General features: G+C 56.6%; 13 protein-coding genes. 2 read left to right on the forward strand and 11 right to left on the reverse strand.

All coding sequences use genetic code 11. The features are described 5' to 3' along the window. Window positions 1-54 precede the first annotated feature (54 nt). The 4 genes from DFO56_RS13930 to pdxB all read right to left on the reverse strand — a co-directional run bounded on the left by DFO56_RS13930 (window position 55) and on the right by pdxB (window position 3,768). On the reverse strand, window positions 55-714 hold the full coding sequence (locus DFO56_RS13930; RefSeq protein ID WP_020454559.1) for a DedA family protein: 660 nt from the start codon (window positions 712-714) through the stop codon (window positions 55-57). 27 nt (window positions 715-741) lie between these two features. Beyond that, window positions 742-1,554, reverse strand: a complete 813-nt coding sequence (truA, locus tag DFO56_RS13935) for a tRNA pseudouridine(38-40) synthase TruA (protein ID WP_017458628.1) — start codon at window positions 1,552-1,554, stop codon at window positions 742-744. Then, on the reverse strand, window positions 1,554-2,567 hold the full coding sequence (locus DFO56_RS13940; protein WP_020454561.1) for an aspartate-semialdehyde dehydrogenase: 1,014 nt from the start codon (window positions 2,565-2,567) through the stop codon (window positions 1,554-1,556). The genes truA and DFO56_RS13940 overlap by 1 nt, the downstream gene beginning before the upstream one ends. 64 nt (window positions 2,568-2,631) lie before the next feature. After that, window positions 2,632-3,768, reverse strand: coding sequence for a 4-phosphoerythronate dehydrogenase PdxB (gene pdxB, locus DFO56_RS13945; RefSeq protein ID WP_045513052.1), 1,137 nt, complete (start codon window positions 3,766-3,768; stop codon window positions 2,632-2,634). Window positions 3,769-3,879: 111 nt separating this feature from the next. Between pdxB and flk the strand changes: the two genes are divergently transcribed. Then, window positions 3,880-4,887: a flagella biosynthesis regulator Flk gene (gene flk, locus DFO56_RS13950; protein WP_072051661.1), complete on the forward strand. Its 1,008-nt coding sequence runs from the start codon at window positions 3,880-3,882 to the stop codon at window positions 4,885-4,887. A 31-nt stretch (window positions 4,888-4,918) separates the two neighbouring features. Here flk and DFO56_RS13955 read toward each other — a convergent pair whose 3' ends face one another. The 3 genes from DFO56_RS13955 to fabB all read right to left on the reverse strand — a co-directional run bounded on the left by DFO56_RS13955 (window position 4,919) and on the right by fabB (window position 9,238). After that, entirely contained in the window at window positions 4,919-6,349 is a 1,431-nt protein-coding gene (locus DFO56_RS13955) for a 6-phospho-beta-glucosidase (RefSeq protein WP_045513058.1), read from the reverse strand. A 120-nt stretch (window positions 6,350-6,469) separates the two neighbouring features. Beyond that, complete coding sequence (locus DFO56_RS13960; RefSeq protein ID WP_045513060.1) at window positions 6,470-7,651, reverse strand: MFS transporter; 1,182 nt, start codon at window positions 7,649-7,651, stop codon at window positions 6,470-6,472. Window positions 7,652-8,023: 372 nt separating this feature from the next. Continuing rightward, window positions 8,024-9,238, reverse strand: a complete 1,215-nt coding sequence (fabB, locus tag DFO56_RS13965; protein ID WP_020454566.1) for a beta-ketoacyl-ACP synthase I — start codon at window positions 9,236-9,238, stop codon at window positions 8,024-8,026. A gap of 156 nt (window positions 9,239-9,394) precedes the next feature. On the opposite strand from fabB, the gene mnmC reads away from it, so the two are divergent. Beyond that, window positions 9,395-11,395, forward strand: coding sequence for a bifunctional tRNA (5-methylaminomethyl-2-thiouridine)(34)-methyltransferase MnmD/FAD-dependent 5-carboxymethylaminomethyl-2-thiouridine(34) oxidoreductase MnmC (mnmC, locus tag DFO56_RS13970; protein ID WP_045513063.1), 2,001 nt, complete (start codon window positions 9,395-9,397; stop codon window positions 11,393-11,395). Between the two features lie 43 nt (window positions 11,396-11,438). Here the strand turns inward: mnmC and DFO56_RS13975 are convergent, their stop codons facing one another. From DFO56_RS13975 to mepA, 4 genes are read right to left on the reverse strand one after another with little or no spacing between them, the layout of a single operon-like run. Next, window positions 11,439-11,717 carry a YfcL family protein gene (locus tag DFO56_RS13975; protein WP_020454568.1) on the reverse strand — a complete coding sequence of 93 codons (279 nt, stop codon included), beginning with the start codon at window positions 11,715-11,717 and terminating at the stop codon, window positions 11,439-11,441. Window positions 11,718-11,744: 27 nt separating this feature from the next. Next, window positions 11,745-12,284, reverse strand: a complete 540-nt coding sequence (locus DFO56_RS13980; RefSeq protein WP_020454569.1) for an elongation factor P hydroxylase — start codon at window positions 12,282-12,284, stop codon at window positions 11,745-11,747. Next, window positions 12,281-13,093 carry a sulfite exporter TauE/SafE family protein gene (locus DFO56_RS13985; protein ID WP_020454570.1) on the reverse strand — a complete coding sequence of 271 codons (813 nt, stop codon included), beginning with the start codon at window positions 13,091-13,093 and terminating at the stop codon, window positions 12,281-12,283. Before DFO56_RS13985 ends, DFO56_RS13980 begins: the two co-directional genes overlap by 4 nt. Beyond that, window positions 13,093-13,917, reverse strand: coding sequence for a penicillin-insensitive murein endopeptidase (gene mepA / locus DFO56_RS13990; RefSeq protein ID WP_045513066.1), 825 nt, complete (start codon window positions 13,915-13,917; stop codon window positions 13,093-13,095). The genes DFO56_RS13985 and mepA overlap by 1 nt, the downstream gene beginning before the upstream one ends. Window position 13,918 lies beyond the last annotated feature (1 nt).

A 13,918-nucleotide genomic window follows, 5' to 3' on the forward strand; every position in this document is an offset into this window, starting at 1 on the left:
AACATAACGGTTCGCAACTTGGGATAAAAAAGTGGTCGAACCGCCACTGACTTCTTATTTTGCCTGTCGCGACGCGGCGCGACGGTGACGAATAACTTCAAACACTCCGGGAAGTATAGACACCACGATAATTCCCACAATCAGCAGCTTAAGATTCTCCTGAATCGCCGGAATGGTGCCAAAGAAATAGCCTGCGTAGGTGAACAGTAACACCCACAGCAGCGCGCCGGCCACGTTGAACAGCGCGAAGTGGCGATAGGACATATGCCCCATGCCCGCAACAAAAGGCGCAAAAGTGCGCACGATCGGTACAAAACGCGCCAGAATAATCGTTTTACCCCCGTGCTTCTCATAAAACTGATGCGTTTTATCGAGATAGCTGCGACGGAAAATCTTTGAATCCGGATTACTGAATAAACGCTCGCCGAACAGACGCCCAATGGTGTAGTTCACCGCATCGCCCGCAATCGCGGCGACCAACATCAGCACCACCATCATATGGACATTCAGATCGTTGGTGCCAAGCGATGCCAGCGCACCGGCGACAAACAACAGCGAGTCGCCCGGCAAAAACGGGGTCACCACCAGGCCGGTTTCGCAAAACAGGATCAGGAACAGGATGGCGTAAACCCAGACGCCGTATTGCGCTACCAGCTCCGCCAGGTGCACATCAATATGCAGGATGAAATCAATAAGGAAGTGTATTAAGTCCATGTCTGGTTATGCCTTTTTAAATTGCGACTAGTCCGCCAGGAACAGCGGGCCCATTGGCGCAGCGGGAAGCTCAAAGCGCGCGGGATAATCCACCGACACCAGATAGAGCCCTTCCGCTTTCGCCGTTGCTGCCGCCAGCGTTCTGTCCTTTACCGCCAGCAACTCTGCTATCCAGCTCTCCGGCTGGTTGTGGGCGCCTACTTCCATCAGGCTGCCGACAATATTCCTGACCATATGATGTACAAAGGCATTGGCTTTGATATCGACCACAATATAAGCACCGTAACGACTGACGTTGATATGCATCAGGTTGCGCCACGGTGTGCGCGACTGACACTGCACCGCGCGAAACGAGGTAAAGTCGTTTTCACCGAGCAGACACTGCGCCGCACGGTGCATGCGCTCCGCGTCCAGCGGCTGGTGATAGTGCGTCACACCGTGACCGAGCACCGCCGGGCGCAAACGATGATTGTAGATGACGTAGCGGTAACGGCGAGCCGTGGCGCTAAAACGCGCATGAAAATCATCCGGCACATCTTTGACCCAACGTACCGCGATGTCACCAGGCAAATTCGCATTTACACCCAGCGTCCAGGCCGCGTCTTTGCGCAGCGCCGTGGTTTCAAAATGCACCACCTGACCGGTCGCATGTACGCCTGCGTCGGTACGCCCGGCGCAGAACACGTTAATGGGCTCGTTGGCTACCTGCGAGAGCGCTTTCTCCAGCTTCTCCTGCACGCTGCGTACTTCCTGCTGACGCTGCCAGCCGTAATACTTGCTGCCGTCATACTCAATGCCAAGCGCAATTTTGTAGACCGGCGCTTTCAGCTCGTCCTGCATCAGTACAGATACTCCTGAACCAATTTTTCAGCAATTTTCACCGCCATCAGCGCACCGCCAAAACGTACGTTATCGGCAACCGACCAGAACTGCACCTGCTCCGGCATACCATAATCGTTACGCACGCAACCGACAGAAAGGTGCGCCTGGCCGGAGGCATCGCCGACCTGGGTCGGGAAATCTCCCGCGTCAGAGAGCGCGATATCTTCAAAGCGGCTGAATGCGTCGCGCGCCTCTTCCGCCGCCAGCGGACGAATCGCTTCAAAACTCACCATCTGTGCATGGCCGTAAAAGACCGGCGACTGTACGCAATTCGCGGAGATCATCAGACCTTCGTCCTGCAAAATTTTGCGCATCTGATCGATGATAACCCGCTCTTCACGCACGCTACCTTCGCTGTCTGACAGCAGCGGCAGCATGTTGAACGCTAACTGGCGGCCAAAATAGTCGTCTTCATCAATCGGGATACCGTTCAGCAGCTTGGCGCTCTGCCCGGCCAGCGCGTCCACCGCCTGCTTGCCGTTACGGGAAACGGACAGCAAGCACGTTACGCTCACGCGTGATAAACCACCTTCATCAATCAGCGGTTTCAGCGCCGCCAGCAACTGGCTGGTGAGGCTATCCGGCACGGCAATAATGTTGCGATTACGGTAATCCGCCAGTACGAACGGGTTAACATCCGGCATCACCAGCGGCACATCCGGCTCCAGAGCAAACAGACCGCTGGTGTCGATTACCAGACAACCCGCGTTGGTCGCCTCTTCAATATAGGTGGCAGAAGCCTGTGCTCCCGCGACGAAAAAGGCCAGTTGCGCCTGCGTCCAGTCAAACCCGGCGGCATCTTCCACACGCACGGTTTTACCGGCAAAACGCAGGTTTTCACCGGCACTTTCGCTTCTGGCCAGCGCATACACTTCGCCAACCGGGAATTGGCGCTCCGCTAACGTTTCGAGCAAGGCTTCTCCGACAGCGCCTGTGGCGCCGAGAACGGCAATATTCCAGCCTTCAGACATGGTGATTTACTCCAGGAAAAAAGCGTCCCCGCCGCACTATTCAGCAGGGAGCATTAAGATGACATTAACGTGCCGGGTTATGCGTGGCGTTGAAACCAAGCTGTTGCAGCAGCGCGGCGGCGCTGGCGTCATCGCACTGCACGTACAGCGATGACCATTCACGGCGCTCAAGGTAATTTTTGCGCAGCTTGTCAAACTCACCCGGCGTGCCCGCTACTTTTCGCAGCAGCGCATCGTCGCGGCGCACATCATACACCAAATGCACCAGCCTTTTTAGCGTTGACTGATCAAGCGGGCCATGTAGCGTAATGCGGCCAAATTCCGGTGCGGGCAGCAGCGTGTCGAGCGCCACTTGCTGGCGCTTGCCGAGAAAATCGCTAAAGGCTTCAAAGACCTGAGTGGTGCCGCGCGCTTTGCCTTCAAGGGTGTAACCGGCGATATGCGCCGTCCCGATATCGACAAGGTTAAGCAAATCGACATTCAGATCCGGCTCCGGCTCCCACACGTCCAGCACCACGCTCAGCGCCTGCCCGGCCTGCAAACGTTGCAACAGCGCGGCGTTATCCACTACCGGCCCGCGGCAGGCATTTATCAGAATAGTGCCAGGCTGCAGGCGCGAAAGCAGCGCATCATCCGCCAGGTGCAGCGTTTTATACGGCCCCTCTTTAAACAGCGGCGTATGGAATGTCAGCACATCGGCTTCGCGCACCAGCTCGTCCAGGCTGCGGAAATCCCCGTCGTCGCCACGATCGGCGCGCGGCGGATCGCATAGTAATGTACGAACACCGAACGCTTCCAGTCGCGCCTGCAGGCGACCGCCCACATTGCCGACACCCACGATACCAACGGTGCGATCCTGTAACGCAAAGCCGTCGCGCTCCGCCAGCATCAGCAGCGAGGAGAAAACATATTCAACGACCGCAATCGCGTTGCAGCCTGGCGCGGCGGAAAAGGCAATGCCCGCCTGTTGCAAAAACGCCTCATCAACATGGTCGGTCCCTGCCGTCGCCGTGCCGACAAATTTGATCCCCGTGCCCTGTAATAAACCGTCATTCACCTTCGTGACAGAGCGCACCATTAAAGCGTCCGCATCAGCCAGTTCCGCCACGGGAATCGGGCGACCGGGAACCGCTTTTACCTCGCCAAGGCGACTAAAAAGATCGCGGGCGTAAGGCATATTTTCATCAACAAGGATTTTCACGCTTCAGTACCTGTTTGAGAACGGGAGTTGAGCGCGCAAGTGTGCCATAATCTCGCGGCCGGGCATACCCGCAATGCCGCCACCGCCACGCGAGAGTAAGAGGAAACCATGATTCAACCCATTCAGGGTGCCCCCGCGCGCCCTCCCGGGCAAGAGCCAGCTCCAGCCGCCAATAATATCGGCGAGCAACCGTTATCCACGATGCAGCGCACTGTGCTCGAGCGTCTGGTTATTCGCCTGATTGCGCTGACCCAACAGCAGAGCGCGGAAGTCTGGGCGGGCGTTAAGCATGATTTAGGGCTGAAGAACGACACGCCGCTGCTTTCCCGCCATTTTCCGGCGGCGGAACAGAACCTCAACCAGCGCGTAGAGACGGCAACGCAGAACCACACAACTCGCCAGATGGTTTCACAGCTGACGGAGCTGTTAAGCCAGGGGAATAATCGCCAGGCGGTGAGTGATTTTATTCGCCAGCAGTTCGGGCAGACGGCGCTAAGCCAGCTGACACCGCAGCAGTTGAAAACGGTGCTGACGATGCTGCAAAACAACCAGATCACGATTCCGCAGCCGCAACAGCGCCCTTCCACCGAGCGCCCGCTGCTGCCCGCGGAGCATAACTCGCTCAACCAGGCGGTTATCAAACTGACCGCAGCTACCGGTGAATCGGGCAAACTTATCTGGCAATCGATGCTGGAGCTGTCCGGCGTGAAAAGCGGCGAACTGATCCCGGCAAAACATTTTACGCCGCTGATGACCTGGCTACAGGCGCGTCAGACATTGAGCACGCATCCCGCGCCAACACTGCATGTTATCCAGACGGTGCTGAAGCAGCCGCTGGATAATAACGAGATGCGCAGTATCACCGAGTACGCGCAGCAGACATGGCAAGCGACGCCGCAGACGGTGTTAACCACCGCGCAGGTACAGGATATTCTGAACCATGTGTTCTTGCGCCGCACAGAACGGGCGTCGGGGATGATTGAGGTGCGTGATATTCAGCCGATTTACAGCCCCTTCGTGGCACCGATTGTAGAGACGGTAAAAGCGATCTCCACCCGTCCGGGTTTCTTCTTTATCGCCCTGCTGATCGTGGCGTTTCTTTTCTGGCTGCTCAGTTAAAAAAATCCCCTCCGCTGGAGGGGATTCGCTTTTACAGATTGTCACCGTTATGTTTGATCACGTCCTGATACCACCAGAACGATTTCTTGCGACTGCGCGCCAGCGTGCCGTTGCCGTCGTTGTCTTTATCGACGTAGATTAAGCCGTAACGTTTTTTCATTTCGCCGGTGCCCGCCGAGACCAGATCGATACAGCCCCACGGCGTGTAGCCCATTAAATCAACGCCATCCTCCACCACCGCTTTTTTCATTTCACTGATGTGGTTACGCATATAGTCAATGCGGTACTGATCATTGACCACGCCGTCGCTTTCAGGCTTATCAATCGCGCCAAAGCCGTTTTCCACCACAAACAGCGGCAACTGATACATGTCGTAGAAGTAGTTCAGGGAGTAACGCAGGCCAACCGGGTCGATTTGCCAGCCCCAGTCTGACGCTTTGACATACGGGTTCGGCACAAGGCTCTTGGTTTCGTCGTAATCCAGCTGCGGGTTATCTTCTTTCGCTTTGGTCACGAAAGACATGTAGTAACTGAAGCCAATATAGTCGACGCGGCCACGCGTGAGGATCTGTAAATCTTCGTCGGTAATATCGAGTTTGAAACCACGGCGAGCGAAGTAGTTGAGCAGATGCTGCGGGTAATAACCGCGCACATGCACATCGGTAAACCAGTAGCGGCGATGCATCGCCACCACCGACATCATCATGTCGTCCGGCGCACAGGTTAACGGGTAGATCGGACACATGGCGATCATGCAGCCAATTTTAAAATCCGGGTTGATTTTATGTCCGGCCTCTACCGCCAGCGCACTCGCCACCAGCTCATAGTGCGCCGCCTGATACATAATCACTTCCCGATCTTCACCAGGCTGGTACTTCACGCCGGAGTTAGTAAAAGGCGCGAAATCTTCGTGGTAGTTGGCCTGGTTATTGATTTCGTTAAATGTCATCCAGTATTTCACCTTGCTGCGGTAGCGGGTGAAAACGGCATTGGCGAAGCGGACAAAGAAGTCGATGAGTTTACGGTTGCGCCAGCCGCCATATTCGGTGACGAGGTGATAAGGCATTTCGAAATGAGACAGGGTAATCACCGGCTCAATATTGTACTTCAGGCATTCGTCGAACAGATTGTCATAGAATTGCAGCCCGGCTTCGTTTGGCTCCAGTTCGTCGCCTTTCGGGAAAATACGCGTCCAGGCAATGGAGGTGCGAAAACATTTAAAACCCAGCTCGGCAAACAGCTTAATGTCGTCTTTGTAGCGATGGTAAAAATCGATGGCATCATGGTTGGGATAATTTTTACCGGGCAGCACGCCGTCGGTAATCTCACGCGGTACGCCGTGCGCGCCAGCGGTCATTACATCGGCAACACTCACGCCTTTACCGCCTTCCTGCCAGCCGCCTTCCAGCTGATGCGCGGCAACAGCGCCACCCCATAAAAAATCCGCTTTAAACCCGGACATATCTCTCTCCTTTCGCTCAATGGTGAACAAAGGATAAACAAGCCCGCGATGACATGACATCATCGCGGGCTTGTTTTGTGAAACCGGTTGCAAAGAGTTTTATTGCTGCGGTTTTCTGCGCTATTTACGGGAGCGGAAAGCGATTAACGTCACGATAATGCCGGTCACTGCCGAGATAGCTCCGGCGAGGAACACCGACGGATAGCCGAGCGAGGTTGCCAGCAGGCCGGTCAGCGGGCCGGTGACGGCATACGAGATGTCCTGAAACGCGGCATAACCGCCAAGCGCCGTACCGCGTACCTGCGGCGGCACGCGTTTCACCACTTCCACACCGAGCGCCGGGAAAATCAGTGAACAACCGCAGCCGGTTAGCGCCGCGCCAAGCAGCGCCGTCCACGCGTCGTGCGCCTGCCACAGCAGCAATAGCCCCACGGTTTCAACTATCAACGAGGCTATCGCCACTCGCACGCCGCCAAAACGGTCCGGCATCCAGCCAAACAGAATACGCATCAGCACAAACGCACCGCCAAAAGCGGTCAACGTAAAGCCCGCCATTGCCCAGCCGTTGCTGGCGAAATAGAGCGAAACAAAGGTACCGATGACCGCAAAGCCGACGCCCTGCAATGCCAGACCAAGGCCCGGCTGCCAGATAAGCCCAACCACACTCCACAAAGAGGGACGCTCACCCGCATGTGCCGGGACTTTGCGCACGCTGCCGTTAAACGCCCAGGCAACAAACGGTAACGCGATAGTGGTCGCAGCAAGCGCCGCAAAACCAAACTGGCTGTGGATCAATAACCCCAGCGGCGCACCGGCCGCCAGCGCGCCATAAATCGCCATCCCGTTCCACGACATCACTTTGCCGGAACGCGCCGGGCCAACCAGCCCCATACCCCAGGTCAGCGTTCCGGTCAGTAACTGGCTTTCGCCAAAGCCGAGAATTAGACGCCCCACCACCAGCAACGCGAATTTCGCCAGCGGTTCAACTGGCAATAACGCCGCGAGAAGCCACGCCACACCCGCCAGCGCGCAGGCAAACATTCCCTGCAACGCTGAGCGTTTAGCGCCGAACTGATCCGCCAGCCGCCCGGCGTAGCCGCGCGTTAAGACGGTAGCAAGAAACTGAATTCCGACCGCGATACCGACCATCGTGTTGCCGTAGCCGAGTTGCTGGTGAACAAACAGCGGGATCACCGGTAGCGGCAGCCCAACGGTCATATAGGTGAGAAACACCGCGAAAGCGATGCGAAACAGCGAGACATTCGCTGAAGAAGAACGAACAGATTGTGATTCTGCAGACATGCATTACTCCATAACGCAGAGTAAGGCGGGATTTGGAAGTACCACGCCCCCTCTACCTGAGTTTCAGGATTAAGGCGCGTTGGTTAACGTTAAACGCTTACGCATTATCGTGGGGATAATGTTGCGGGTGGAGTTTGCCTGTCACCGTAGCGGGTTGTCAACGCATAAAAATCACCCGCAATAAAAGCGGAATTGTTTTCGCCGCCAGGGCGCGTGACAGAAACCGTAAAAACAGCCTCTGCCAGATCGGTAAGATGTCACTTCAACGACAATCAAGACAGAGCCAAAGCCCGTTGCTGCCCCGCAAAAGAAGGTTTAACGCTGGCAATAAAAAAGGGAGCCTCAGGCTCCCCTTCTCACGGTCAGACAACCTTATTTCAGTTTGCGCATCACCAGAGTGGCGTTGGTGCCGCCAAAACCGAAGCTGTTAGACATCACGGTAGTCAGCGTCGCATCCATCGGTTTAGTGACAATGTTCAGGCCTTCAGCCTGCTCATCCAGCTCTTCCACGTTAATGCTCGGGGCGATAAAGCCGTGCTCCAGCATCAGCAGGGAGTAGATCGCTTCCTGAACGCCAGCCGCACCCAGAGAGTGACCGGTCATCGCTTTAGTCGCGGAAATCGCCGGGCTGTTGTTGCCGAACACTTCGCGGATAGCGCCCAGTTCTTTCACATCGCCAACCGGCGTGGAAGTCCCGTGGGAGTTCAGATAGTCAATCGGCGTATCAACACCGTGCATCGCCATCTTCATGCAGCGCACTGCGCCTTCGCCTGACGGCGCTACCATGTCTGCGCCATCGGAGGTCGCGCCGTAGCCAACAATTTCGGCATAAATGTGCGCGCCGCGCGCCAGCGCGTGCTCCAGCTCTTCAACCACCACCATACCGCCGCCGCCTGCGATAACGAAACCGTCACGGTTTTTATCGTAAGTACGGGACGCTTTTTCCGGCGTTTCATTGTATTTGGTAGAGAGCGCGCCCATTGCATCGAACTCGCAGGCCATTTCCCAGCACAGCTCTTCGCCGCCGCCGGCAAAAACGATGTCCTGTTTGCCCAGTTGGATCTGCTCTACCGCGTTACCGATACAGTGTGCGGAAGTGGCACATGCGGAGCTGATGGAGTAGTTCACGCCGTGAATTTTAAACGGTGTTGCGAGGCACGCGGAAACCGCAGACGCCATCGCTTTGGTGACTACATACGGGCCAACCGCTTTCAGACCACGCGGGCTGCGCATTGCATCAGCACCGAAAACCTGAGATTTAGACGAACCGCCAGAACCTGCAATCAGGCCCACGCGCGGGTTGTTCTGGTAAACCTCGTCTTTCAGGCCGGCATCTTCAATCGCCTGCTGCATGGAGAGATAGGAATAGATAGAGGCATCGTTCATGAAACGAACCACTTTACGGTCAATCAAACCAGTGGTGTCCAGTTTAACGTTACCCCATACGTGGCTGCGCATGCCGGAATCTTTGAATTCCTGAGAGAATGTGATCCCTGAGCGTCCTTCACGCAGGGATGCCAGGACTTCCTGCTGGTTGTTACCAATGCTGGAAACGATGCCCAGGCCAGTAATCACTGCACGTTTCATTCAATACCCCTAAAGTCGCACTAATTAAGTTTCGTGTCGCAAGATAGCGTACACTTGTACGCCGAACAAGTCCGATCAGACAATTTCTGAGGAAATTTGCGCCTTTCTTTGTCCCTCGTTAAGATCGTGACACTGCTTGATGGACGAGTAACTTACGTGAAACAAACCGCTATACAATCCGCCAACCTGGAATTCAACGCTGAGGGTACACCTGTTTCCCGAGATTTTGACGATGTCTACTTCTCTAATGATAACGGGCTGGAAGAGACTCGTTATGTTTTTCTCGGCGGCAACCGTCTTGAACAGCGTTTTCCCGACCACCCGCGCCCGCTGTTTGTGGTGGCGGAGAGCGGTTTCGGCACCGGTCTGAACTTCCTTACCCTCTGGCAGGCGTTTGCGGCCTTTCGCGCAGTTAACCCCGACGCTACCCTGGAAAGATTACATTTCATCAGTTTTGAAAAATTTCCGCTCACCCGCGACGATCTGCGCAAAGCGCACGCCCACTGGCCGGAACTGGCGAACTGGGCAGAACAGCTACAAGCACAGTGGCCGCTGCCCTTTGCCGGTTGCCACCGCCTGTTGCTGGATGGCGGTCGTGTGACGCTCGATTTGTGGTTCGGTGATATCAACGAACTGACCGATACGCTGGATGATTCGCTCAACCAGAGCGTCGACGCCTGGTTCCTTGACGGGTTTGCGCCCGCCAAAAACCCGGACATGTGGACACCTAATCTGTTTCAGGCGATGGCGCGTCTTGCAAGGCCTGGCGGTACGCTGGCGACTTTTACCTCGGCGGGTTTCGTCCGGCGCGGTCTGCAAGAGGCGGGTTTTACCATGCGCAAAAGCAAAGGTTTTGGCCGCAAACGCGAAATGCTCACCGGGGTGATGGAGAACCCGCAAATGCCAGCGGTTCGTGCGCCGTGGTTTGCCCGCAGCGGCACAGAGAAGCGCGAAGTAGCGCTAATTGGCGGCGGGGTAGCCAGCGCACTGTTGTCGCTGGCGTTGCTGCGTCGCGGCTGGCAGGTCACGCTGTATTGCGCCGATAACGCCCCTGCCGAAGGTGCATCCGGTAACCGCGAGGGCGCACTCTATCCTTTGCTCAGCGCGCACGATCCGGCGCTGGCGCGTTTCTTCCCGGCAGCTTTTACCTTTGCCCGCCGCGTGTACGACGCGCTTCCTGTTGAATTCGACCATCAGTGGTGCGGCGTGACACAACTCGGCTGGGATGATAAAAGCCAGCATAAAATCGAACAGATGCTGACGCTGGATCTGCCCCCGGAACTCGCCAGGCGCGTTGAGGCTAATGAGGTCGATGCACTCTGCGGCGTGGAAACCGGCTGCGGTGGCATCACTTACCCGGCAGGCGGCTGGCTTTGCCCGGCGCAGCTCACGGCGGCCGCCATCGCGCTGGCTTGTGAACAGGGTTTGCAGGTGCACTATGGGTATGATGTCGAGCAATTAACGGCTGGCGATAATTACTGGCAGTTGCATATCAAAGGCGGCGAGTTACGCCAGCATGCCGCCGTGGTGCTGGCTAACGGGCACCGCATTCACTACTTTGCGCAAACGGAAAAACTGCCGGTGTATCCGGTGGCAGGCCAGGTCAGCCATATTCCCACCACGCCTCAGCTCAGCCCGTTGCGCCAGGTGCTGTGTTATGACGGCTATCTGACGCCGCAAAACCCGCACAATCAGCAGCACTGCATTGGCGCCAGTTATCATCGCGGTCAGCAGGAAATCGCCTACAGCGAAGCCGATCAGCAGCAGAACCGCCAGCGGTTGCTCGACTGCTTCCCGCAGGCTTCATGGGCCAAAACGGTGGACGTCAGCGCGGGCGAGGCGCGCTGCGGCGTACGCTGCGCCACGCGCGATCACCTGCCGATGGTCGGCAACGTGGCGGATTACGACGCAACGCTTAGCGCCTATGCGAGCCTCGCAGAACACAGCGAAACAGCCGTCAGCGCGCCCGTCTATGACGGCCTGTTTATGCTGGGAGCGCTCGGTTCACGAGGTCTTTGCAGCGCGCCGCTGGCGGCAGAAATCCTGGCATCACAAATGAGCAATGAACCGATCCCGCTGGACGGTGAAACGCTGGCGGCAATGAACCCGAATCGTTTATGGGTCAGAAAGTTATTGAAGGGTAAAGCGGTGAAATGAAGTGGATGTTTTCCCTCTCCTGAATGGAGAGGGAAAGAACGGCTTAGTGCGCTTTCGCCTGCTGATACAGGTTTTCCCACATGCCGAGCACCAGCGCCTGATCGCGCGGCGATAATTCCCCCGCCTGAATAGCGGTTTGCACACTGGTGGTCACTTTGCCGTACAGGGTTTCGGGCGCATGGTCATCGCCGCTCTCCAGCTCCGCCACCGCCAATGTCAGGTGGCCGCGCAGATAACCGCCCGCGAACAGCTCATCATCACTGGCGTGGTCCACCATGTTATCTATTAACGCCAGAATGCGTGATTCAAACTCCGCGATCATCTCTCTTCCTCATTTTAAAAAATGGCCTTACAGGTCTTCCGGCCACGGAAACTGTGCTGCCGCTAAGGGCGGCGTCTGGTAATAATCCTGTAGTGCTTTAATAAAACGCGCCGGACGTGCAGGAATGCCCTGCTCCAGATACGCCATCACCTGTGCATGTACACGGCGCTGGAACACGATACGATCGGGTTCGAAATCGCCTTCCAGGTTGTCGCAACTGACGTTAAACGGGAAACCTGCCGCCACGCAGAACAACCAGTCAAACGCCTGCGGTTTGACTTCAACATCTTCGAATTTCCCCTGCGTCGCCGCATCGCGGCCGTCCGGGCAGTACCAGTAACCAAAATCCACCAGCTTGCGCCGCTCGGCTCCCGCAATGCACCAGTGCGAAATTTCATGTAACGCGCTGGCATAAAAGCCGTGGGCAAAGACAATGCGGTTATAAGGAACATCCGCATCAGCAGGAAGATAGATCGGTTCGTCGTCGCCTTTAATCAGACGGGTATTAAAATCGTCGGCAAAACAGCCGTCGAAAATATCAATTAACTGTTGATAGTGATGCGTCATACATTCACCCCCAGATACTGGAGGATCTCCTGCCCGTGACTGTCATAGAGAAGTTTGGCGCTCATCACCGCCGAGACAATCACAATCATCGGACGAATGAGCTTTTGCCCTTTGCTGAGCACCAGACGCGAGCCCATGCGCGCGCCGAGAAATTGCCCGGCCAGCATAACAAAACCGGTGCCCCACACCACTTTGCCGCCAATAATAAATAGCAGCAGCCCGCCGACGTTGGAGGTGGCATTCAGCACTTTGGCATGAGCGGTCGATTTTGCCAGGTTAAAACCCGCAAGTGTGACAAACGCCAGGGCGTAAAACGAGCCTGCGCCCGGACCAAAGAAACCGTCATAGAAACCAACACAGCCGCCGGAAACCAGCGCGAAAGGCAGACCGTACAAGCGGCGCTGACGATCCTCTTCGCCCAGCCCTGGCATCAGCAGGAAATAGAGGCCAATACAGATAACTAAAATTGGCAGGATCTGGCGCAGCACATCGGATTGCACATGTTGCACCAGCAGCGCGCCGGTGGTGGAGCCGATAAAGGTCATCAAAATATTGAGCTTCTGATCGGCGAGATTCACCACTTTGCGGCGAATAAAATAGAGCGATGCCGAAAGCGAACCGCCGCAGGCCTGCAATTTGTTGGTCGCCAGCGCCTGCGCCGGTGACATGCCCGCCGCCATCAGCGCCGGAACGGTTAGCAGCCCACCACCGCCCGCCAGCGCGTCAATAAACCCGGCCAGCAGCGCGACAAAAAAAAGCGTCACCAGCAGCAGCGGTGACACCATAAACAGTTGTTGAAAGAGTTCCATCAGAGTGCGTGTTCATCCAGTAAAGCCTGACAGGACGGCGGCAACGGCGGCGGCGTCTTTTTCTCAGGCGTTGAACTACCCGGCTTCGCCGGTTCAAACCAGCTTTGCAATTCCGCGCCGCAACCATCGCCTGGCGGCGGCAGCGGTTGATCCTGGCACTCCAGGCTGTCCGCCGGGCAGCGCAGGCGGACATGCATATGCGCGCGATGCTGGAACCACGGGCGCACTTTGCGCAGCCAGTCACGATCGCTACCCGCATCCAGGCAAAGCTGCTGCTTGATTGCCGGGTTAACGAAGATACGCGTCACCTCGTTATCCTCTGCCGCCAGCTTGATCATGCTGCTGATTTCCGGCTTCCACAGCGCGGGTACCACCTGTTTGCCATCGCTGGAAACCAGATCCAGCGCCTGCGGTTTGAGCAATTGCGCCGCGCTCCAGCGCGTTTTCGGAAGCTGCAGGAAGATATCAACATCCAGCCCCGACTGGTGGCTGGCGTGACCGCCGTTGAAGCGCCCACCGGCTGGCATTCCCATATCGCCTACCAGCACCGTACCGAGCCCGAGGTTGTACACCTGAGTGCTGAAGCGCTGAATGAATAACACCAGATCCGGATGGCCGAAATAGCGCCGTTGATCGGTGCGCATCACCTGGTAGTGATCCGATTGCAGCGGCAGCTCATGCGCGCCAACGATGCAACCATTGGAAAACGCGCCGATAGATTGGGGGCTACCGGCGATGGGATGGGTCAGTTTTTGCCATGGCGTCGCCGCCATGGCAGTTGCGCTCACCAGCAGGGCAAACAGGGCGATTGCCGTTTTTTTCATG

This window comes from Kosakonia sp. AG348, from assembly GCF_003337365.1.
Classification (GTDB): domain Bacteria; phylum Pseudomonadota; class Gammaproteobacteria; order Enterobacterales; family Enterobacteriaceae; genus Kosakonia.

Coding starts and splice junctions, on each gene's coding strand:
- DFO56_RS13930 (WP_020454559.1), bottom strand. CDS start 714: ATGGACTTAATACACTTCCTTATTGATTTCATCCTGCATATTGATGTG.
- truA (WP_017458628.1), bottom strand. CDS start 1,554: ATGCAGGACGAGCTGAAAGCGCCGGTCTACAAAATTGCGCTTGGCATT.
- DFO56_RS13940 (WP_020454561.1), bottom strand. CDS start 2,567: ATGTCTGAAGGCTGGAATATTGCCGTTCTCGGCGCCACAGGCGCTGTC.
- DFO56_RS13955 (WP_045513058.1), bottom strand. CDS start 6,349: ATGTCCGGGTTTAAAGCGGATTTTTTATGGGGTGGCGCTGTTGCCGCG.
- DFO56_RS13960 (WP_045513060.1), bottom strand. CDS start 7,651: ATGTCTGCAGAATCACAATCTGTTCGTTCTTCTTCAGCGAATGTCTCG.
- fabB (WP_020454566.1), bottom strand. CDS start 9,238: ATGAAACGTGCAGTGATTACTGGCCTGGGCATCGTTTCCAGCATTGGT.
- DFO56_RS13975 (WP_020454568.1), bottom strand. CDS start 11,717: ATGATCGCGGAGTTTGAATCACGCATTCTGGCGTTAATAGATAACATG.
- DFO56_RS13980 (WP_020454569.1), bottom strand. CDS start 12,284: ATGACGCATCACTATCAACAGTTAATTGATATTTTCGACGGCTGTTTT.
- DFO56_RS13985 (WP_020454570.1), bottom strand. CDS start 13,093: ATGGAACTCTTTCAACAACTGTTTATGGTGTCACCGCTGCTGCTGGTG.
- mepA (WP_045513066.1), bottom strand. CDS start 13,917: ATGAAAAAAACGGCAATCGCCCTGTTTGCCCTGCTGGTGAGCGCAACT.